This window comes from Paenibacillus sp. S33, assembly GCF_053615415.1.
Window position 1 is genome coordinate 2396078 of sequence record NZ_JBSIEZ010000001.1, and the last position, 19326, is coordinate 2415403.

The 19326-nt window shown below is 44.3% G+C and carries 21 protein-coding genes; 17 read left to right on the top strand and 4 right to left on the bottom strand.

Annotated elements, in window-relative coordinates:
* Window positions 1–130 precede the first annotated feature (130 nt).
* Genes ACWGXJ_RS11300 through ACWGXJ_RS11310 form a run of 3 tightly spaced genes read right to left on the bottom strand, consistent with a single transcriptional unit; the run spans window position 131 to window position 3240 of the window.
* The gene (locus tag ACWGXJ_RS11300) at window positions 131–1234 is read right to left on the bottom strand and encodes a CobW family GTP-binding protein (RefSeq protein WP_452566749.1); all 1104 of its coding nucleotides are present in this window, start codon (window positions 1232–1234) and stop codon (window positions 131–133) included.
* 18 nt (window positions 1235–1252) lie between these two features.
* On the bottom strand, window positions 1253–2230 hold the full coding sequence (locus ACWGXJ_RS11305; RefSeq protein WP_452566750.1) for a TIGR03943 family putative permease subunit: 978 nt from the start codon (window positions 2228–2230) through the stop codon (window positions 1253–1255).
* Between the two features lie 8 nt (window positions 2231–2238).
* Window positions 2239–3240, bottom strand: a complete 1002-nt coding sequence (locus tag ACWGXJ_RS11310; protein WP_452566751.1) for a permease — start codon at window positions 3238–3240, stop codon at window positions 2239–2241.
* A 234-nt stretch (window positions 3241–3474) separates the two neighbouring features.
* On the opposite strand from ACWGXJ_RS11310, the gene ACWGXJ_RS11315 reads away from it, so the two are divergent.
* From ACWGXJ_RS11315 to ACWGXJ_RS11355, 9 genes are all read left to right on the top strand, one after another.
* On the top strand, window positions 3475–4467 hold the full coding sequence (locus ACWGXJ_RS11315; protein ID WP_452566752.1) for a CobW family GTP-binding protein: 993 nt from the start codon (window positions 3475–3477) through the stop codon (window positions 4465–4467).
* Window positions 4464–5588 carry a FecCD family ABC transporter permease gene (locus ACWGXJ_RS11320; protein ID WP_452566753.1) on the top strand — a complete coding sequence of 375 codons (1125 nt, stop codon included), beginning with the start codon at window positions 4464–4466 and terminating at the stop codon, window positions 5586–5588. The genes ACWGXJ_RS11315 and ACWGXJ_RS11320 overlap by 4 nt, the downstream gene beginning before the upstream one ends.
* Window positions 5585–6373: an ABC transporter ATP-binding protein gene (locus ACWGXJ_RS11325; protein WP_336076787.1), complete on the top strand. Its 789-nt coding sequence runs from the start codon at window positions 5585–5587 to the stop codon at window positions 6371–6373. The genes ACWGXJ_RS11320 and ACWGXJ_RS11325 overlap by 4 nt, the downstream gene beginning before the upstream one ends.
* A 64-nt stretch (window positions 6374–6437) precedes the next feature.
* Window positions 6438–7460, top strand: coding sequence for an ABC transporter substrate-binding protein (locus ACWGXJ_RS11330; RefSeq protein WP_250261499.1), 1023 nt, complete (start codon window positions 6438–6440; stop codon window positions 7458–7460).
* A 217-nt stretch (window positions 7461–7677) separates the two neighbouring features.
* Complete coding sequence (locus tag ACWGXJ_RS11335) at window positions 7678–8385, top strand: metal ABC transporter ATP-binding protein (RefSeq protein ID WP_025724201.1); 708 nt, start codon at window positions 7678–7680, stop codon at window positions 8383–8385.
* The gene (locus tag ACWGXJ_RS11340; RefSeq protein ID WP_452566754.1) at window positions 8331–9179 is read left to right on the top strand and encodes a metal ABC transporter permease; all 849 of its coding nucleotides are present in this window, start codon (window positions 8331–8333) and stop codon (window positions 9177–9179) included. Before ACWGXJ_RS11335 ends, ACWGXJ_RS11340 begins: the two co-directional genes overlap by 55 nt.
* A 54-nt stretch (window positions 9180–9233) precedes the next feature.
* Window positions 9234–10232, top strand: a complete 999-nt coding sequence (locus ACWGXJ_RS11345) for a metal ABC transporter substrate-binding protein (protein ID WP_430152533.1) — start codon at window positions 9234–9236, stop codon at window positions 10230–10232.
* A 201-nt stretch (window positions 10233–10433) separates the two neighbouring features.
* The gene (locus ACWGXJ_RS11350; protein WP_452566755.1) at window positions 10434–12695 is read left to right on the top strand and encodes an ATP-binding cassette domain-containing protein; all 2262 of its coding nucleotides are present in this window, start codon (window positions 10434–10436) and stop codon (window positions 12693–12695) included.
* A gap of 11 nt (window positions 12696–12706) precedes the next feature.
* Window positions 12707–13129 carry a MarR family winged helix-turn-helix transcriptional regulator gene (locus ACWGXJ_RS11355; RefSeq protein ID WP_061831374.1) on the top strand — a complete coding sequence of 141 codons (423 nt, stop codon included), beginning with the start codon at window positions 12707–12709 and terminating at the stop codon, window positions 13127–13129.
* Between the two features lie 286 nt (window positions 13130–13415).
* Here the strand turns inward: ACWGXJ_RS11355 and ACWGXJ_RS11360 are convergent, their stop codons facing one another.
* Window positions 13416–13667, bottom strand: a complete 252-nt coding sequence (locus ACWGXJ_RS11360; protein ID WP_039273332.1) for a helix-turn-helix domain-containing protein — start codon at window positions 13665–13667, stop codon at window positions 13416–13418.
* Between the two features lie 240 nt (window positions 13668–13907).
* Between ACWGXJ_RS11360 and ACWGXJ_RS11365 the strand changes: the two genes are divergently transcribed.
* The 8 genes from ACWGXJ_RS11365 (at window position 13908) to ACWGXJ_RS11400 (ending at window position 19292) form a co-directional block, all read left to right on the top strand.
* A complete protein-coding gene (locus ACWGXJ_RS11365; RefSeq protein WP_039273330.1) occupies window positions 13908–14261 on the top strand; it encodes a hypothetical protein in 354 nt (117 codons plus the stop codon).
* Window positions 14262–14669: 408 nt separating this feature from the next.
* Entirely contained in the window at window positions 14670–15032 is a 363-nt protein-coding gene (locus ACWGXJ_RS11370; RefSeq protein WP_023988407.1) for a response regulator, read from the top strand.
* A gap of 85 nt (window positions 15033–15117) precedes the next feature.
* A complete protein-coding gene (locus tag ACWGXJ_RS11375; RefSeq protein ID WP_039273324.1) occupies window positions 15118–15606 on the top strand; it encodes a hypothetical protein in 489 nt (162 codons plus the stop codon).
* 104 nt (window positions 15607–15710) lie between these two features.
* A complete protein-coding gene (locus ACWGXJ_RS11380; protein ID WP_013310131.1) occupies window positions 15711–15905 on the top strand; it encodes a hypothetical protein in 195 nt (64 codons plus the stop codon).
* A gap of 12 nt (window positions 15906–15917) precedes the next feature.
* A complete protein-coding gene (locus ACWGXJ_RS11385; RefSeq protein ID WP_452566756.1) occupies window positions 15918–16253 on the top strand; it encodes a YolD-like family protein in 336 nt (111 codons plus the stop codon).
* A gap of 117 nt (window positions 16254–16370) precedes the next feature.
* Window positions 16371–16715: a cupin domain-containing protein gene (locus ACWGXJ_RS11390; RefSeq protein WP_452566757.1), complete on the top strand. Its 345-nt coding sequence runs from the start codon at window positions 16371–16373 to the stop codon at window positions 16713–16715.
* Between the two features lie 66 nt (window positions 16716–16781).
* Window positions 16782–17363, top strand: coding sequence for a TetR/AcrR family transcriptional regulator (locus ACWGXJ_RS11395; RefSeq protein ID WP_226887689.1), 582 nt, complete (start codon window positions 16782–16784; stop codon window positions 17361–17363).
* A gap of 60 nt (window positions 17364–17423) precedes the next feature.
* Window positions 17424–19292 (top strand): alpha/beta fold hydrolase, encoded by a 1869-nt coding sequence (locus ACWGXJ_RS11400; RefSeq protein WP_452566758.1) that lies wholly within the window; start codon window positions 17424–17426, stop codon window positions 19290–19292.
* Window positions 19293–19326 lie beyond the last annotated feature (34 nt).

A 19326-nucleotide genomic window follows, 5' to 3' on the forward strand; every position in this document is an offset into this window, starting at 1 on the left:
TGCATAGTGGTACTCAAGCTGTCGAGACATTCTCGACAGCTTTTTTTATTCCCAATCTTTCAACATGGCATCCTATAAGGTACATACCATACCAAAGGGAATTTTCATCATTACGAGCCGAATATGTCGATTACAGCGACACGAAGCACTGTTCCCATTGATCGGTAATGGAGGCTTTGTCAAGCTGTTCTCCAATGAGTGTAACATATCCCTGGCTCACAGGAAGTGCAGTAGGCTGCCACTCCAAGTGATTTCCTGAAAATTGCAAAAGCATTGTACCTTCTTGAGGAAGCACGCAGTAACCTTTCGCACGAAGCAACGAGGAACCTAACCCGGTCAAAAGGTTTTCCAATCGTTGTTTTTCGAGTGGCTGAGGAGAATATTGATGCAGCGTTAGGCTCTCCAGACGGGAGAACGAATGAGGCTGCTTAGGATCGTGGTTATGACTGTGTGCCGCAATAACTTTGAAAGCCGTACTTCTGGAGACACTACTGGTGCTTCCGATACTTTTGACGGGAATGGAAACGGACGGTACACCTGCATCGGTGAACTGGACTTGTGCAGGTGCAGGTTGAAGTGTCTGTATGGGTTTCGCAGCAACGGATGCGGAGGCCAGAACAGGCTCTAGTAGTGGTTCAAGGTCAATCCGGCTATATTCAGTAGTTTGCAGCTTGGCCGTATCGTTGAGCTTGCGGATGCTCTTGACGACCTTCGTCACTTCACGGCTACTTGCTGCATCCGCCTTGTTCACCACAATAAAGTCTGCGGTGCGCAGTTGTCCGTGCAGGGTGCGAACCAGTTCTTTATCAGCCGTAAAGCGGCTATTGTATTCATGGAACAGCTCAGCATCCACAACACTGATGCTGTGAACCAGATAAAGCCGATCTGCCAGTAGAGGGGAGCGAAGCTCCTCCAGTACTTGTTCGGGGTTGGCTACCCCGGTGGTTTCCATGAAGATCAGGTCTGGCTTCTGGTTGAGCAGGGTATGCAGAGCCCCTGCCAGCTCATTTCTTTTGCTGCAACAAATGCAGCCTTCTAGCAATCCTTCTACTGTTACGTCAGGCATTTCCTCTGAAATTATAGCGCTGTCTACATCATATTCACCCATTTCGTTCATTAAAACAGCAGCACGAAGGGGAATTTGGCGAGTATGGGCTAACAGGCGTAAAAGCAGCGTTGTTTTGCCGCTTCCAAGAAAACCACTGATTAAAATAACAGGAACTTTGTTCATCATTTTCCCTCCTTGGTGGGTTTAGTGTACTGTGTTCAAGCGATCAAAGGTAGCTACCGAGTCTGCTTGGGTATAGACATAAGGGGATTCTGGCTGCTCGACAGCGGTTATTTTTTCGGATCGAATTTCAAGTACCGGAACGTTGCCCTTTTGTGTGGCATGCAGTGTTCCTTCAATGGTCACCCAGGTATCCTTGTCAAAGGACGGGGCCTTCTGGGATTGGACGATGATCCCGAATGGCATGGCATCGGCAGTACAGCACATGACGAGGAATCTTCCTACTGCAAATAGGCCTTTACCCGGCAGGTTGTCGTCTTTATAGACAAAGCCAGTCACCTGTACTTTTTTTCCTTCAAAAGCTTGTTTATATAACTCAATGGCGCCAATAGTTTCGGAGAAAATCTCCGGCTTGATCTGTATGATAGGTTGCTGATACAGGCGTTTCGCCAGCTCGGCGAATTCTACATTGTACTTGTCAGGCGGAACGAACAGCTGATCCAGCGTTTCCTGACTCCATTTTCCCTCTGGAGGGGGCGAAGTTGGGACAGAAGATGCAGTTGATAAAAGGGAGGAGGTGAATGCTTTCGTGGTCTGTATATCTGTTTTCCGTCGGATGTCCGGGTTGGGATACGTGAAGGACATGCCTTTTTTGGCGGCCATATCACTACCAAGTGCCTGATTGGGCAGCAGAGAACCGAACAGGAGCGGGATGAGCAGCATTCCATATACGAGTGTTTTTTTGAACCAGCTTTGCGGCAACGGATGCTCACAATCACATACATCCTCACCGTCCCGTTCTCCGATGATTCCGTGCCATGCCATCGCCAATGCGATGAACAAGAGTGGTACAGGACAGAGTAGGAGCAGCTTTTGCATATGGGGAGCTAGGTAGTAATGAAGTGCATTCGTACGGTTTAATGAGATAATGTACACAGCCAATCCGATTAGGAGCAAGGAGCGCATACCATATTGCCAGCGGATGCTAAAGGTTGAATTCACGTTTGTATTCACCTCCCCAATAACCATTCTGCAGCTATAGAACCCGCGAGGACGAGTGAAACAATGAGCAAGCCCAGGATGGCGACAAATTTAGTGCGGAAGGTGCTGAGCAGCATGAGCGTGCCTTTGAAGTCTAACATCGGACCGAGTACAAGAAAGGCTGCCAGCGGACCTAGTGTAAAGGTGTGTGAAAAAGCAGTGGCTACAAAGGCATCGGAGGTGGAACATAGCGACAGTATGTAGGCAAAACCCATCATAAAGGCGTACGATCCGACCGTTCCGTTGCTTAACGAAAGCATCTCATCACGTGGGATGAAGGTTTGAATGCAGGCTGTTAATAATGCGCCGATAGTGAGATATTTACTCATGTCCAAAAACTCGTCACCAGCATGTACAAAAAATCCCCGCCATGTGCGACTATGCCGATGAGTCTGATTGTTCTGCTTTTGCTGGTTAAAAGAGAGCAACGACCGTTTGAGCGGATGCACCCGCACAAAGGCATACACGATCAGCCCGATGATCGTGGAGACGGCAAAAGCCAAACCCATTCGAACGGCAGTGACCTCGGGATGGGAAGGGAAAGCCATCATCGTCGCAGCCAGTACCACGGGATTGATAATGGGCCCGCTTAAAATAAAAGTGATACCCATATAGGCAGGCATTCCCTTGAGCATTAATTGGCGAACGACAGGGATCATGCCGCATTCACAGATGGGAAACAGCATACCTAGTAAGGAGGCCAGCAGGACACCCGGTACAGGATGCGCAGGCGCTATTTTTCGAATCCATGTCTCCGGTACAAGCCACTGCAAAAGGGATGAGACGAGTACACCGATAAGGAGAAACGGAACAGCTTCCAGAAAAATACCCATAAATACCGTTTTTAACGGTTGCAGCTGGCCCATATCTAACAAACGAAGCCACTGGGGAGATAGCGTGACAAGCACAGGGATGAGAAAGGCAAACGGAATCATAAAAGGCAGCATCTTCAACAGCGTACTGTTTTTCATTCCACGTCTCCTTGGGAATAAGGGTTCTTATCTACATCCTATGTCTGTAGAGGGACAATCATGCCCGCTGGATTGTGCTTGTCTCACCTCCTATATTGACAATTCAAAGAGTGGTCATATATATTTATGTTTGTTATTAGTAATTATTACGATTAAAATCCGATAAATGATTGCAAGAAGGAAACTTTTACGGTACGATCCATATTAAATGTTGTAAAGACAAGGAGGGGTTATATGATACCGATAGTTGTTTTATCCGGTTTTTTGGGTAGCGGTAAAACCACTCTTCTTCAGCATGCGCTGGCTTACTACAAGGAGAAGGGCCTCAAGCCAGCCATTTTGATGAATGAGTTGGGTGATGTTAATCTGGACGGCAGTTTGGTGAATGGCCAAGCACCCATGAAGGAAATGCTCAGTGGTTGTATATGCTGTACTATTCGCGGGGATTTGGGCGTCGAGCTCATGAACCTTGCTGAAGAATATAAGCCGGACGTGATTATTGTAGAATGTACTGGAGTAGCTAACCCGATGGAAATTGTAGATGCAGTGACAGACGCCTCCATCTATTCTTCTATGATATTACAATCCGTTATCACGGTCATAGACGCGCGTCAATTTCTGGATTTTGCCTCGGGGAACGAGAGAGGCAAGTCGCTTCGTTTGATGCAGGATCAGCTTCGGTGCGCTTCCAAACTGATTATTAACAAGACCGATTTATTGGCTGCGGGCGAGTTGCAGAAAGTACAGGCCCTCGTAAAAGAGTTAAATCCATATGCTCTGACTGTGAGTACGCAACGAAGTGACGTAGACGCGGGTACCTTTTTCTCCACTCAAGGAGAGGGGCGTATGGACGTTGACCATCACTCTCATGATCACCATGACCACGCCCATGACGACGAACATGGGGAGCATTATCATTCCTACGACCATGTAGTGGTTCACACGCATTTCTTTGGACAACCTGTGCCACGCTCCGAGTTTGAACAGTTGTTCCGCAGTTTGCCAGCTGAAATTTACCGGGCCAAAGGAATTGTGCGGTTTCTGGAATCAGAGGGTCAGATGATGTTTCAGTTTGCCTATCGGGAGCTGGAAATCATTCCGATCCGCCCGCAAAAGCCAGTGAACGATGTAGCGGTTGTCATGGGTGAGAATTTCTCTGCTTCCGAGATCGAGGAACAATTGAGAAAGTTGGAAGCGGCCGAAAAGCCATTGAGTAGTAGTTCATGACTTCGAGAACGAGCAACTTTAATCCATCAAGACCTAATCCATCACAACATAATTCTCGCGCACACCTAGCTGGCAAGCCTACTTGGGGATTTACAACAATTCTGCTGCTGACTGCTGGGCTGTTGCTTTCGGTGACACTCGCAGTCATGCTCGGTCCTGTAGCTGTCGCACCGGGGACGATATGGCGAATTGCACTGTCTCATCTTCCCTGGCTGGACCAGTGGATACCCGTGACATGGACCAAGCCTGAGCAATATATCGTTTGGGAAATCCGCTTTCCACGCGTGCTGCTAGGTGTTATCGTAGGAGCAGGACTTGCTGTTACAGGGGCGACTATACAGGCATTAATTCGTAATTCGTTAGCGGACCCTTATATTTTAGGAGTCTCGTCTGGGGCTTCGGTGACAGCCACGTTGGTAATTGTGTTCGGAGCTTTCGGATTTTTAGGACGACTTGCGCTGCCTTTATCTGCTTTTATAGGCTCGTTAGCTGCAATGCTTATGGTGTTCGCGTTAGCCCGTGTGGCTGGGAGCATATCGACGACCCGCTTATTGCTGGCAGGAGTGGCGGTGTCCATGATGCTGTCGGCTGTGACTAGCTTTATCGTTACGATGGCCCCGAATGAAAAAGGCATTCGTGACGCGATGTATTGGATGATGGGAAGTTTGGCAGGTGCTCAATGGGACACGCTTTTCATTCCAAGCCTCATTGTAGCCGTTGGAACGGCTGTGCTCCTGACCCGATACCGTTCGCTGAATGCTTTGCTAACGGGTGAAGAAACCGCAGTAACGCTAGGTGTGAACGTACAGACGTTCCGCGTATTACTGGTTGTTGTGGCGTCTCTTTTAACCGGGGCAGTCGTATCAGTGAGTGGCTCGATTGGCTTTGTCGGGCTTATGATTCCGCACATCGTTAGGCTGATAGTGGGATCAGATCATCGGCGTGTACTGCCCGTCAGTCTGTTGGCGGGAGCTATTTTTGTCGTGTGGGCTGATGTATGTGCCCGGCTCGTGCTGGCTCCACAGGAGCTGCCGATTGGTATTGTAACGGCTGTGTGCGGAGGACCTTTTTTTGTGTGGCTTCTGCGTCGTAGTTCCTACTCGTTTGGAGGCGAAAAATGAATATAGAAGTCGAAAGCGTCACCTTCAGTATTCACGATAAACGGCTGATCGATGGCATCTGTCTCCAGGTAAAAGCAGGGGAGCTGGTTGGATTGATTGGTCCGAATGGCAGCGGGAAATCGACGTTGCTCAAAAATATGTATCGTGTGCTAAAGCCTGACAGTGGTTTGGTTACGTTGGATGGCCAAGATATGCTGCAGATGAAGTATAAAGAAACGGCCCGACAAATGGCAGTGGTGAGTCAGGATGCGCCGCAAACGTTTGATTTTTCAGTACGGGACATCGTCCTGATGGGTCGCCATCCGCATAAGAAACTGCTGGAAGCAGATACTGTCGCCGATCATGAATTGGTCGAGCAGGCGCTGGAGCGGGTAGGCATGAATGCTCAGGCGGATCAGGGTTTTGCCACCTTGTCTGGCGGCGAAAAGCAACGGGTATTGATCGCCAGAGCTTTGGCCGGGCAGGCGAAATTTCTTGTTTTGGATGAGCCAACAAATCATCTGGACATCCGGTATCAGCTGCAAATTCTGGATTTGGTCAAAACACTTCGGATAACTACGCTAGCTGCACTACATGATTTGAATTTGGCGGCATTTTATTGTGATCGAATGTATGTATTAAAAGAAGGCAAAGTGGTAGCCTCCGGCATAACAGAGGATGTGCTTCAGCCAGACCTGCTGTGGAGTGTATTCGGGGTGGAGACAGAAATCTGTATTCATCCAAAAACCGGGAAGCCGAATATTACCTTTTTACCGGATTCTCTCAGGAGAGGAGGCTATCCATGACGCGAACAGAACAGGTGATATGATGAGGTAAGATAAACTACAAATAAAAGAGGAGACGGTACATATGAAAAAATATAGCAAGCCCGCGTTACCGCTGGTTATGATCGCTTTGGCGATGATGCTGTTGTTATCAGCCTGCGCAGCAGGAAACACGGCTCAAACAAGCGATCCATCGGCAAACGGGCAGCAACCTGCCGCATCGCAATCGGCAACCAATAAGACGTCGGTAGAGCTTGAGAACATGGGCGTTAAAATGGCATTTCCCGAGGCGCCCAAACGCGCGGTTACACTGAACCAGCACGCGACTGAGGTTATGCTGGCTCTTGGACTGGAATCCTCTATGGTAGGAACTGCGTATTTGGATGATCAGATTTTACCGAAATATAAGGCTCAATATGACAAAATCCCAGTACTGGCCGAACAATATCCGTCCAAAGAGGTGTTTATGGCCGCTGCACCGGATTTTGCCTATGCAGGCTGGAAGAGTGCTTTTAATGATAAAAATCTGGGTTCCCGTGAGGAGCTAGCCAAACAAGGGGTGCTGACCTATGTACAGGAGTCCTCAAACAAGCCGGGTCCCATATTAGAAGATGTATATCAGGATATACTAAATATTGGGCGTATTTTCAGGGTTGAGGAGCGTGCAGAAAAGCTGGTAAATGACATTCGTGAACAAGTGAAGTCCATTCAGACTCAAATTGGTACTGTTGAGCAGGCACCCAAGGTGTTTGTTTATGACAGCGGAGAAGACAAGCCCTTTACGGCTGCCAACAATTATCTAACGTCTTTGATTGAAAGTGTGAAGGCGAAAAATATTTTTGATGATATTGACAAAAGTTTCACCGAAGTAAGCTGGGAAGAGGTTGTGAACCGTAACCCTGATGTGATCGTCATTCTCGACTATGGTGATACTTCACTGGCTGATAAAGAGAAGCTGCTCCTGAGCAAGCCTGCGCTGGCTGGTGTGGAAGCGATCAAAAACAAACGGTTTATAGTCCTGCCATTATCCGCGGCGGCTGAAGGTGTACGTGCACCGATTGCACTGAAAACCTTGGCTGAAGGCTTGTACCCGGACAAAATGAAGTAAACAAACAAAAGAGTTGCCAAAACATTGACGAACCTTGCCTAAACTGTTAAACTTGCTAATGCGTAAAGGTTACGTTTATCAAACGCTTATTTTTTTATTACCAAATCGTAATAATTACGGTAGATGGTTTAATGATCATAAACGACCTGGAGAATCTGCGCAAATGATGATCGCTCAGATGGCTCCAGGCTTTTTAAAGGAAAAGGAGATTTGCGTCATGTTATTGGCCTCATTGGAACAGGTCACATTTGGCTACGGAGATGTTCCTAACTTGGTGGATGCCAATGTTGAAATTTTTTCGGGAGAATTTGTGGCTATTACCGGACCGAATGGTGCTTCCAAATCAACCATGCTCAAACTATTGCTCGGCTTGCTTCAGCCTTGGAAGGGCAAGGTGTTTATGTCTAACCGTACAGGTGAAGGCAAAAAGCTCGTTGTCGGCTTTGTATCCCAACAAATTGCTGCCTTCAATGGCGGATTTCCAAGTACGATTTTAGAATTTGTCCGTTCAGGAAGATATACTCATGGCTCTTGGTTACGCCGTATGCGGTCTGAGGATCATGATCTGACTGAGCAGGCGCTGCGTCAGGTAGGCATGTGGGATTTGCGTCACCGTAAAATCGGCGAATTGTCCGGTGGACAGAAGCAACGCATTTGTGTGGCGAGAGCGCTCGCTCAGGAATCGGATTTGCTCATTTTGGATGAGCCCACGACCGGCATGGATCAGGAAAGCCGCCATCATTTCTACGATCTGATGAATCAGCAGGTTAAGGAATATGGAAGAACTGTGGTCATGGTGACCCATGGACTATCGGAAGTGCAACATTATCTGGATCGAATTATTGAGCTTGAAAGGAAGGAAGATGGCGGATGGAAATGCTGCACTACGACTTCATGCAGCGGGCATTTTGTGCCGGTGGGGTAATTGCACTGCTGGCCTCGGTGCTTGGAGTATACCTGATGCTGCGGCGTCAGGCTCTCATGGCGGACATGCTATCGCATGTATCGCTGGCAGGGGTGGCAGCGGGTGCCTATTTAGGCATTAACCCGACGATAACCGGATTTGTTGTTGCCGTAATCGGCGCGATTATCGTTGAATACGTCCGCAGGTCTTATAAAACATATAGTGAGATATCTGTGGCTATTATTATGGTAGGTGGCCTCTCGACGGCCGTTATTTTAATGAATCTGAATCAGAGCATCAACAAAGGTTTTTCCGCTTATTTATTCGGCTCGGTCGTAGCGGTCAATCAGACAGAGCTGATGTTGATGATTGTAGTGGCTGTGATCGGAGGTATTTTCTTTTTTGTATTCCGGCGTCCTTTGTATCAGATTACCTTTGATGAAGAAACGGCGAAGACCAATGGTCTTCCTGTCAAGTCCATCTCGTTTGCATTTAGTATTTTAACAGGGATGATTGTAGCTGCTGCAATGCCGATTGTCGGTGTACTGCTTGTCTCCTCACTCATCGTACTCCCTGCGGCGCTGGCGATTCGAATTGCACCGAGCTTCGCGGCAGCCATCTGGATATCTATGGTCACTGCGTTGATCGGCGTATTTATGGGTTTAATGGCATCATATGAACTCAGTACACCCCCAGGGGGGACGATTGCCATGGTGCTGTTATTATTCCTGATTGTAGGAGCTGGTATTCAAAAGTTGGTCCGTAAGCTGGGCAAGCAACAGGCTTCACGGCGGAAGAATGCGACAGGCCAGTGAGTGTAATTACAGTGAGAATTAACTAAAAAATCTAACACATAAGGAGTTATGAATATGAATACATGGTTCAAAAAATCATTTGTATTGTCTGCGGGACTAGCACTTATTTTATCTGGCTGCGGAGCCAAATCTGATAATGCAGCTACAAATGCTTCCCAAACCGAGCCGAATGCGGCACAAACAGCAGACAGTGGTAAGAAGCTGAATGTAGTCACCACTTTTTATCCAATGTATGAATTCACGAAGCAAGTTGCTGGAGACCATGCTAACGTAACCGCGTTGATTCCTGCTGGTGCTGAACCGCATGACTGGGAACCGAGCGCCAAAGATATGGCACAGGTTAAGGATGCTGATGTATTTGTTTATAACGGGATCGTCGAAGGTTGGGCAGAACAGGCTTTGAGCAGCGCGTCCAATGACAAGCGTGTAGTAGTGGAAGCAAGCAAAGGGTTGAACCTGATGGAAGGATCTGCTGAGGAGGAAGAAGGAGAAGAAGCACACGCAGAGGAAGGCCATGATCACGATCATGTGCTGGACCCTCATGTATGGCTTGATCCGGTCTTAGCTCAAAAAGAAATAGAAGCTATAGAAGCAGGGCTTGTAAAAGCCGATCCGGCAAACAAAGCAGATTATGAGAAAAACGCCGATGCTTATATCGCTAAGCTGAAAGAACTGGATACCGAGTTCAAAACGGGTCTGAAAGATGTAAAACGTAAAGACTTTATTACGCAGCATGCTGCTTTTAGCTATTTGGCTAAGCAATACGGTCTAACCCAAGTACCCATTGCCGGTTTATCTCCAGAGCAAGAGCCTACACCGGACAAGCTGGCGGGTATTATCAAATTTGCCAAAGAAAATAATGTTAAAACAATTTTCTTTGAAACTCTTGTTGATCCGAAGGTCGCTGAGACCGTAGCTACTGAAATCGGTTCAAAAACCGATGTACTGAATCCGCTTGAAGGGTTGACAGATGAAGACAAACAGAAGAACCTGGATTACCTTGGTGTGATGAAAAACAATCTGGAGGCTTTGAAAAAAGCTCTGAATGAATAAGTAAACTTTAAATAAATAGTTCGAAAAAGACGTCGGCATAATAGCGGCGTCTTTTTTTATGACTATCGGCCCTTTGGTTACTGGTGATTTTCGTGTCTGCTGACTAAGTTCAACATTGCCATTCATAAAAATAATGATAAAATATAGTTGAGCATATCAACTATCAACCTAATCAACTATATTGTAAAGAAGGTAAATGAAATGAGCGACAATTGTATACGGGTATTAGGAGCGAGGGAACGAAATCTAAAAAATATAGATGTGGTGATCTCCAAAAAAGAAATTACCGTTTTTACAGGTGTATCCGGCTCAGGGAAATCATCTTTGGTATTCGATACAATAGCGGCAGAATCACAACGGCAATTAAATGAAACCTACACAAGTTTTATTCGTCACCGTATGCCGCATTATGGAAAACCAGATGTGGATACAATTGAAAATTTATCAGTCGCTTTTATTATCAATCAAAAACGGTTAGGTGGTAACGCAAGGTCAACAGTAGGGACAGTTACAGATATTTATTCTCTATTGCGACTGTTATTTTCACGAATCGGAACTCCGTTTGTAGGGTACTCTGATGTGTTCTCATTCAATAATCTGGCGGGTATGTGCAGCCAATGTCAAGGTTTGGGAAAGGTTGAAACAGTTGATATCGAACGACTGTTAGATAAAAACAAATCCTTAAACGAGGGCGCAGTCTGTTTTTCCACCTTTGAACCTGGGGGTTGGCGATTAACACGCTATATTCATTCGGGTTTTTTTGACAATGACAAAAAAATTAAGGATTATTCCGAAACCGAGTTGGAAATGCTTCTTTACGCTGATGGTATAAAAGTGAAAAAACCCTCACCTGAATGGCACAAAACCTCGTTGTATGAGGGGCTGATCCCGCGCATTGAGCGGAGTTTTCTAAAAAAAGAAGAAGGAGAAAAGATAAGATACAGTAAACAAATTGAACGTTTTGTTACCAAACAGACTTGTTCACACTGCAACGGGACACGCCTGAGTGACAAGGTCCTATCTTGTAAAGTGAATGGGAAAAATATCGCTGAATGTGCTGAAATGCAGGTGAGTGAACTTTTAGAGTTTATTGAGGCCATTCATACTCCGATGACCACCACAATCGTTTCAGAGTTAGTCAATCGGCTGCGGCAGATGGTATCGATTGGATTAGGCTATTTAAGTTTAAATAGAGAAACACCTACTCTTTCAGGTGGGGAGTCGCAAAGAATCAAAATGGTTTGTCAACTGGGAAGTAGTCTGACTGACCTTACTTATATTTTCGATGAGCCAAGCATAGGGCTACATCCCCATGATATAAGCAAAATAAATGACCTTATGAAACTTTTGCGAGACAAAGGCAACACCGTGCTTATCGTGGAACATGACCCCGATCTGATAAAGATTGCAGACCATGTAATCGACATGGGACCGGGTGCGGGAATTTATGGTGGTGAAATTGTATATCAGGGCGACTTACAAGGATTAAAGGAATCGGGTACACTGACTGGGAAATATTTGTCACACCAGCCTGAGTTTAAACTCAATACACGCACCCCAAAAGGCTGGCTTTCCATCGAAAATGCAACATTACATAATTTGAAAAATATTTCGGTTCAAATACCCAAAGGAGTAATGACCGTTGTAACTGGTGTCGCTGGTTCAGGAAAAAGTACGCTTATCAATCAAGTATTACCTCAATTTTTTCCTGAAACTATATTCATCGATCAAAAAGGGATACAAGCGTCAAAACGTTCAAATATAGCCACCTTTATGGGGATCTTTGATAGGATCAGAAAGTTATTTGCAAAAAAGAACGGTGTTAGTGCCTCCCTGTTCAGCTTTAATTCGCAAGGGGCTTGTCCTGTTTGTAAAGGCTTGGGTGTTACATACACAGACTTAGCTTTTATGGATACAATTGTTACCGTGTGCGAGGAATGCCAAGGGGATCGTTTTACCGATGAAGTGCTCCAATACAAGCTAAGAGGCAAAAATATTAGTGAAGTCCTTAAAATGACTGTAGCCGAAGCTTTGGACTTTTTTCAGGAAGAAGAAATTAGCAGGGGATTAAAAATGCTTTCAGATGTTGGAATCACTTATATTCCTTTGGGACAACCACTAAACACTTTATCAGGCGGGGAATTACAGAGGATAAAGCTTGCTTCCGAGCTTGAAAATGACGGGCAAATTTATGTTCTGGATGAACCTTCAACTGGCCTGCATATGGCGGATATAAAACAGTTAATTGGTGTAATGAATCGCCTAGTGGAACAAAATTCAACCCTTATTGTAATCGAACATAATTTTGATATTATTTGTCAATCTGATTGGATTATCGACTTAGGTCCTTTTGCCGGGCAAAATGGTGGTGAAATCATATTTACGGGGTTAACGGAAGATTTAGTTAAATGCAGAGATTCACTTACAGGAAGTTACCTGAAAGAATATATTGAGCGCACATAGGAGGAAAAGCAATGCCAACAAAAGATTTAGAAGATAGTTATGTTCCTTTTCAATGTATGATTTTAGCTTACTCTAACCGGTTCAGCGTAGAAGGTGTATCAACGGCACAATACTATATACTGGATACTTTGAATAAGCAAGGTCCTAAAACAACAAAAGAACTCGCTGAAATGAAAGGTATTTCACAATCGGGTATTTCTAAATTGACGAAACGTCTGTTGGAGAAAAAGTATATAAATCAGGAAAGGCAACTCAATGACCGCCGCTCTTATAATATTGTACTTACTAGTGAGGGAAAAGCGTTTCTTAACCGTGTTGAGGATTTCGGAAATGAAATCATGAATTTAATGGAAGAAGCATTAACAGAAGATGAAGTACAGTCCTTCTCATTGATGTGCAAGAAAATTACGAGCCTATACGCTGAAAAGCTGTAGGATAGTCATGAGCGTGATCAACCACGCTTTTCATCTGATAACAACAGCGGCCGCTTTGGAAGAGAGGCTTTTATTTACCCTAAGCTATCGAGTGTATCGAGAAAATCATTATCCACCAGCCGGAACAGGCACGGTAAAACCGCCGCCTGCTATGAGTTTGTTGCTTCCTTTAGGACACTGTCCGAAAAGGTCAGAAATATACTTAAAAAGCTGCGGTATATTATATTTACTTATTGCTATAAGCAGTTATCTCTATTACGTAGACCATAAAAACGATCTCTCTCCATTAGACAGAAGAGAGATCGTTTTTTGCGTTGCGTGGGATATATTCCAGAACATCGCTCAGGTTATGTCTCTGACCTGTAAGATCTTCTAATGTGTCGAGAATGTGACTTAATGTTTCCAGATCTATGCGTTTTGTCTTACCATCGCACATATCGTAGATTAAGTTCGGTCGAACTTTTGCTTCACGAGCCAAGGCATTTTTTGTGATTCCTGCTTTGCCCAATGTTTCCTCTAACTTTATATTTATCGCCAAAGATAATCACCTCTTATCAAGTATTTTACCCTGTTAGTAAGCATTATGAAATAATCATTTGACGATAAACGTTTAGGAGTGTATATTCATTATAGGAGTTATCGTATAACGATAAATATTAAACGATAATATCTACTAGAAATCTATTTTTCACAAACGAATTGATTATTATACTTGCTTGGTTGTTAGATTAAGTTTTGATCCGGTCAAATAAATTTTTTTAGAAAAGAGGAAAAGGACATGTCAGACATTGCTGTGCTTGAGAAGATTGTGATTGTTCATGTATGGGAAGAGGAAGAACTTGATTATGAAACGAGCGAGGCTTATCTTATTAAGCCAGGCTATGCTATGTATGTTCTAACTGGCACTGTTCATTTGGCAAGAGTGGAGAGAATTTATCAAACGGGTTTGCATCGTTTTTACGTTGAAGATCGGAGCACTGCATCTATTCAATTAGCATCTTGTCTAACAGGAGACATATCTGTAAAGATACAAGAAATTGTTATGAAGTTATTGAGTAAAAATGCATTAGATTGGCTCACTTGTGATGTAATGCATGGTATGACAGGGGGCTTTGAATTTGAAACATTATAATATAGGCTACATATTCTAAAGTTAAGAATCCTAAAAAAGTAGAAATTGTTAATCAGAACGGGTTCACAAACTTACATGAAAACGGAGTAGGCGGAATGGTGCTGTACAAGAAAGTACCATCCGTCTGCGGAGTGGCACGATAGGTAGTTTTTAAATTCAGCTTATATAGTACTAAGGTTTCAATAGATACCTAGTACTTTGTAATCTTCACACTACATAAATTATTTACGTCATTGTGAAACGTTTTTTTGAAAACTAATGCTGTAGTAGCTAGTTTCAAATTTCTTTTATAATTCATTGGTAGCGTTTTTATTTTTACAGATTCTTTCTATTAATATTACTAGTTTATTCACCGATATTGAAGTTTGGGCGTGCAATATCATTTGACAACGGATTGGAGAGGTTAATTTGGCAACAGTTATAGTAGTGGATGACTCTTTATTTATGCGTTCTGTGCTTAAGGATATTCTTTTGGATTTAGGTCACGCTGTTATCGCGGAAGCAGAAAATGGGTATGATGCTGTTTTGAAATACGCACACTTTCGTCCCGATTTAATCACCATGGATATTAATATGCCTAAGATGGACGGACTTGAGGCTGTTAAAAAGATTGTAGAGCTTGATCCTCAAGCCAACATTTTGATGTGTTCTGCTTTGGGGCAGCAGGAAGCGATTATAAAAGCATTTCAGGCAGGTGCAAAAGACTTTATTGTTAAACCATTTGAGATGGAAAGGGTCGTGAATGCAGTCACAAAAATGCTGGGGAGTTAATGAATCAAGATTTTTAATACATAAATATTGAACATGTTAAAGCGAGAATTCCATGCTTATTTTCACGAATATGGAGATGAATAGGATGAGCAATCGAGTGTTGTCTCAAAAAGTATTTATAGACGAATTGATCGCTACGATCAAGAATGGAGGGCTTGTCCCTGTAAATTATGAACACCTCATCAGCGAACAAAGAGAAAGAATGGATGCTCTTAACAATGAACTTACCCTTCGTATTGAGGGATTAGAGACTGATTTGATCTCTGCTTCGACACATTCCATTCCTTTTGCCAATGGCGAAATTATGTTTCTTGCTCGTTATATTGTACTCATTGGGGACCATACCGAGGGATACTTTGTGTTCTATCGAGCAGAAGATTGTGAAAGTCCAGAGGAATATCAGTTTTTAACAAGCTCTTATCAACTTCCACATTTATTACTTGAATTATCTCTTTCTTTAAAAGAACATGGTACTAATGAGCCGATTGATATTCTGACTTATTGGAATGGCCCTGTCTATCCGCTGAAAGATTTGAATAAAGAAGATATTAAGCTATCCACCTATGAATTTTAATTCCCTTGAGAGAGTCAAATCCCTCAGGGGATTTTTTTACATTGATAATCAAACGCATGTTCGCATATAATACAAACAAACGTTCTGATAAGGAGTGAAGGATCATGTTGGAAAAATACGTGGGGCAGATCGTGGAAATCGTGTATTTGGATCGGAAGGGCAAGCTGTCTCATCGACGTATCGAGGTGCATCGTGTGCAGAATGGCTTGATACGAGCCACCTGTCTACAGACAGGCCAGCCACGTGTTTTTCGATTAGATCATGTATTGGCATGGCATCCGGTAACCAGAACAGCATAGGAGGGGCTTACGATGGGGAGAAAGCTTGAAGGAAATGGCATATGGGAAAGCTCGCGCATGATTTTGCCTGAGCATCGGGAGGCATATTTAAGACTGATGAAGGAGCAAGGAAGGCGCGGCAAGCCAGCACTGGACGATCAGGAAATGCAGCAGATTGAACAGGCCATCATCGTATCCTATAACGAACGGAAGCCTATTACGCTAAAAGTGTTCAACCCGTTTGATGATGAGGAGCTTCGTGGATTGGTTACGGTGATTAATACAAGTCGGCGAGAAGTGAAGCTGTCCCGTGGGGAAGAGGATTTTAGCTGGATAAAGTTGGAGGAAATTATCGAGGCGGATATATAAAAAAGTCTGACTAAGTCGGACTTTTTCTACATTTGTCCTGCCGTTTTATAATTAAGATTGTAGCTCTATGAATTCATATATAAAATAAACTGTAATTGCAAAAGGAGGAGTTCAATAATGAAAATTAGTAAAAATAATGCGGAACATTATATATGGGGAGATCAATGTGATGGTTGGCGCTTGGTGAAAAATAATGGTTTGAGCATTATTCATGAGCGGATGCCCGGAAATACACATGAGGTCAGACATTATCATCATCATGCGCGCCAATTTTTCTTTATTTTATCAGGCACAGCGGTACTTGAAGTGGATGGTGAACGAATCCAATTAGGATCTCAGGAAGGATGTGAGGTTCCTCCTATGGTGCCTCATCAAATGTTTAATGAAACGAATCAGGATGTTGAATTTTTGGTTATTTCTCAGCCTGCGAGCAGAGGTGACCGGGTTCTGGCCGAAAAATAATATTTTGGAGCAGACATGTTCCAGCGAAGGTTGACAAGTCTTTTTTAGTACCGTATAGTGCTAAATATGATGAAAAAAAATAAAATCACGAATCGGGATGTTGTTCTGCGCATCGCCACCTCATTGTTTCTTACCCAAGGATATCATGCAACAAGTATGGATGAAATTGTGGCTGTGAGCAATGTGTCCAAAACGAACATTTACTATTATTTTAAAAGTAAAGAAGAGCTACTTTCAGCCATTCTGGATCAACTGATTCAAACGTATAATGAGATGATTTATGAAGTTGTTTCGCGTAAGGATCAGTCTGTTCAGGAACGTTTTGAAATCCTTCTTCAATTGCTGACAGAGCAAGAGACAGATTGTTTGGGAGGCTGTCCCTTTATTACTCTTTATACGCAAATGCCTCAAGATAGCGCCTTGTTTCGGAATAAAATAAGCCAGTTCTTCCAAAGCCAAATCACTACCGTAGAAATATTGTTGAACGAGGGAAGGGAAAGATTAGAGATTCAGGCTGAACTTCCTGCGAGGTCGACGGCCCAATTCATCGTCTCGGCCATTGAAGGTGCGCTCTTTCTGCAGCATGCAAGCCAGGACCCGAGCATACTCGAAAATTTAAAATTTACTTTAGCACTTCTGCTAAAGTGATTTTTTTAATCTTTATTAGTACTATGAAGTACTAAAAATTAAAAAAGGCAGGTTTCGTATATGGCACATATCTTTATCACGGGCGGCACAGGATTTATCGGCATGCATACGTTACGACAACTTTCCAAGGAGGAACACACTATTACCGTCCTGGTTCGTTCGCAGCAGAAGTGGGAACAAATATGCAGGCAAATGGATTTGGAGACAGCATGGCATATCGGGAAATTAACACCGGTTATTGGCGATTTGAGTATACCTGCTCTAGGATTAAATCCTGCTGACAGGCAGCTCGTGGAGACCGCAGATGTGATAATTCATGCAGGAGGTCCGATGGATATTCTGCTGGGAGAGGAGGATGCGAGAGCAGCTTTTCTACAAGCGGCAGAAGAAATGATAACGTTGGCTACATATATTCATGCGAGCAAAGGGTTACGACATTTTATTCATTTGGTTGGGTACAAAAGCCCTTTTAATGATCATAACTGGCTTACTCCCGAGCCGGTCATCGCTCATTTGGAACAGGCACCTCCATATGAACGGATGAAATTTTTGGCTGATTTGCGTATCCGTCAAGGAGCACACAAGGAAGGATTTCCGCTTTCGGTTGTCCATTTGAGCGTTGTCATTGGTGACTCAGAGTCTGGGGATACGCCCCAAACTGGTGGGCTAGGCATTCTCGTAGGTTCTACAGCGCGCAAGCTTATGGGACTTGTCCCCGGCGGAAAATCTCATTGGCTCCCCTTGGTCCATGTAGATCATGCAGCCGAATTGATCAGTGCTCTTACGAAGGAATCACATCCTGCCAGCGAAACATACTACTTGATGGATGACAGACAGCAGAGTCCAACGATGATAGAGCTGGGAACGAATATGGCGAAGGAGCTTCGTGTACGTAAACCGCTCGGTTCGATTTCGCCAGCTTGGCTAACCAGTATACTGGGTACTCCTCTGGGTCAAAAGTTAGGTATTCCGAAGGAATCACTCGATTTTATCGTGGATGTGGACTACCCACTGGATGCAGCACGAGAGATTCAACGTAAATACGGGTTGTCACAGGCGATGAACAAAAGCGTGTTCCCATTTGTCATTACTGATCTTGATTTCAGGATTGCTCATTCCACCATAGATACAGATGGATATGTCCGCAACAGACGTGGGCCATTAGCTACACTGGAGCGAAGGGTGAAGAATGGAAATCCAACGATCGTATTAGTTCACGGTACTTTCAGCGGGGCAGATTGTTTGATACCGCTGGCAAATCAATTTCCGGAATCCTCTGTTTGCTTGGTGGATCTTCCCGGTTTTGGCCGTTCCCCATACCATCATAAGGAGGATGTACTAGAAGGCCACATTGAATCGTTAGTGCAGGCTATTCAGGCTTTGGAAACGCCAATCTGCCTTGTAGGTCATTCGTTCGGCGGACTACTAGCTGCTAAGGCATGGGAACGCGTACCTGAGCGTATCAGTAGCTTACACCTATTGCAGCCTGTATTGCATACTGCTCCGCGCAGATATCGGAGCGCACGAATTACGGAGAGTATGCTAGGCAGATTCAGCGATTCAGGCTTACGCAAGCAATTGCTTGCGCAGACTTGTTTTGAAAGTATCGACGATATCCCGCCAGCATACATCACGTATGTTCTTGAAGAAATGCGTTCCCCACGCGTAAGAAAGACGACTGCGCAAGCCCTAGCCATGCTAACGAAGTCCGATAGCTTCCGGTCGGTTCCTGAGATATCCGAAAGAATGTATAAAGAGGAGGTTTCGATTCTATGGGGTGTGAAGGATCAGATTTATAAGTTGCCCGGGCCATTTCATGCCCTGCATACGCTGAATATTCCGGCAGCTCATCATTTTCCGATCTCGCAACCGGAACGAACAGCGCAATATCTAAAGCAGCACATAGGACAGAATAACGTTAGAGTATAAAAATAAAACCAGCCTAGCACATGTAAATCAAGTG

Excerpts from the sequence above, each read along its gene's own strand:
- ACWGXJ_RS11300 (WP_452566749.1), bottom strand. The coding sequence starts at position 1,234 with ATGATGAACAAAGTTCCTGTTATTTTAATCAGTGGTTTTCTTGGAAGC.
- ACWGXJ_RS11310 (WP_452566751.1), bottom strand. The coding sequence starts at position 3,240 with ATGAAAAACAGTACGCTGTTGAAGATGCTGCCTTTTATGATTCCGTTT.
- ACWGXJ_RS11315 (WP_452566752.1), top strand. The coding sequence starts at position 3,475 with ATGATACCGATAGTTGTTTTATCCGGTTTTTTGGGTAGCGGTAAAACC.
- ACWGXJ_RS11320 (WP_452566753.1), top strand. The coding sequence starts at position 4,464 with ATGACTTCGAGAACGAGCAACTTTAATCCATCAAGACCTAATCCATCA.
- ACWGXJ_RS11325 (WP_336076787.1), top strand. The coding sequence starts at position 5,585 with ATGAATATAGAAGTCGAAAGCGTCACCTTCAGTATTCACGATAAACGG.
- ACWGXJ_RS11330 (WP_250261499.1), top strand. The coding sequence starts at position 6,438 with ATGAAAAAATATAGCAAGCCCGCGTTACCGCTGGTTATGATCGCTTTG.
- ACWGXJ_RS11335 (WP_025724201.1), top strand. The coding sequence starts at position 7,678 with ATGTTATTGGCCTCATTGGAACAGGTCACATTTGGCTACGGAGATGTT.
- ACWGXJ_RS11340 (WP_452566754.1), top strand. The coding sequence starts at position 8,331 with ATGGAAATGCTGCACTACGACTTCATGCAGCGGGCATTTTGTGCCGGT.
- ACWGXJ_RS11345 (WP_430152533.1), top strand. The coding sequence starts at position 9,234 with ATGAATACATGGTTCAAAAAATCATTTGTATTGTCTGCGGGACTAGCA.
- ACWGXJ_RS11350 (WP_452566755.1), top strand. The coding sequence starts at position 10,434 with ATGAGCGACAATTGTATACGGGTATTAGGAGCGAGGGAACGAAATCTA.
- ACWGXJ_RS11355 (WP_061831374.1), top strand. The coding sequence starts at position 12,707 with ATGCCAACAAAAGATTTAGAAGATAGTTATGTTCCTTTTCAATGTATG.
- ACWGXJ_RS11365 (WP_039273330.1), top strand. The coding sequence starts at position 13,908 with ATGTCAGACATTGCTGTGCTTGAGAAGATTGTGATTGTTCATGTATGG.
- ACWGXJ_RS11375 (WP_039273324.1), top strand. The coding sequence starts at position 15,118 with ATGAGCAATCGAGTGTTGTCTCAAAAAGTATTTATAGACGAATTGATC.
- ACWGXJ_RS11380 (WP_013310131.1), top strand. The coding sequence starts at position 15,711 with ATGTTGGAAAAATACGTGGGGCAGATCGTGGAAATCGTGTATTTGGAT.
- ACWGXJ_RS11385 (WP_452566756.1), top strand. The coding sequence starts at position 15,918 with ATGGGGAGAAAGCTTGAAGGAAATGGCATATGGGAAAGCTCGCGCATG.
- ACWGXJ_RS11390 (WP_452566757.1), top strand. The coding sequence starts at position 16,371 with ATGAAAATTAGTAAAAATAATGCGGAACATTATATATGGGGAGATCAA.
- ACWGXJ_RS11395 (WP_226887689.1), top strand. The coding sequence starts at position 16,782 with ATGATGAAAAAAAATAAAATCACGAATCGGGATGTTGTTCTGCGCATC.
- ACWGXJ_RS11400 (WP_452566758.1), top strand. The coding sequence starts at position 17,424 with ATGGCACATATCTTTATCACGGGCGGCACAGGATTTATCGGCATGCAT.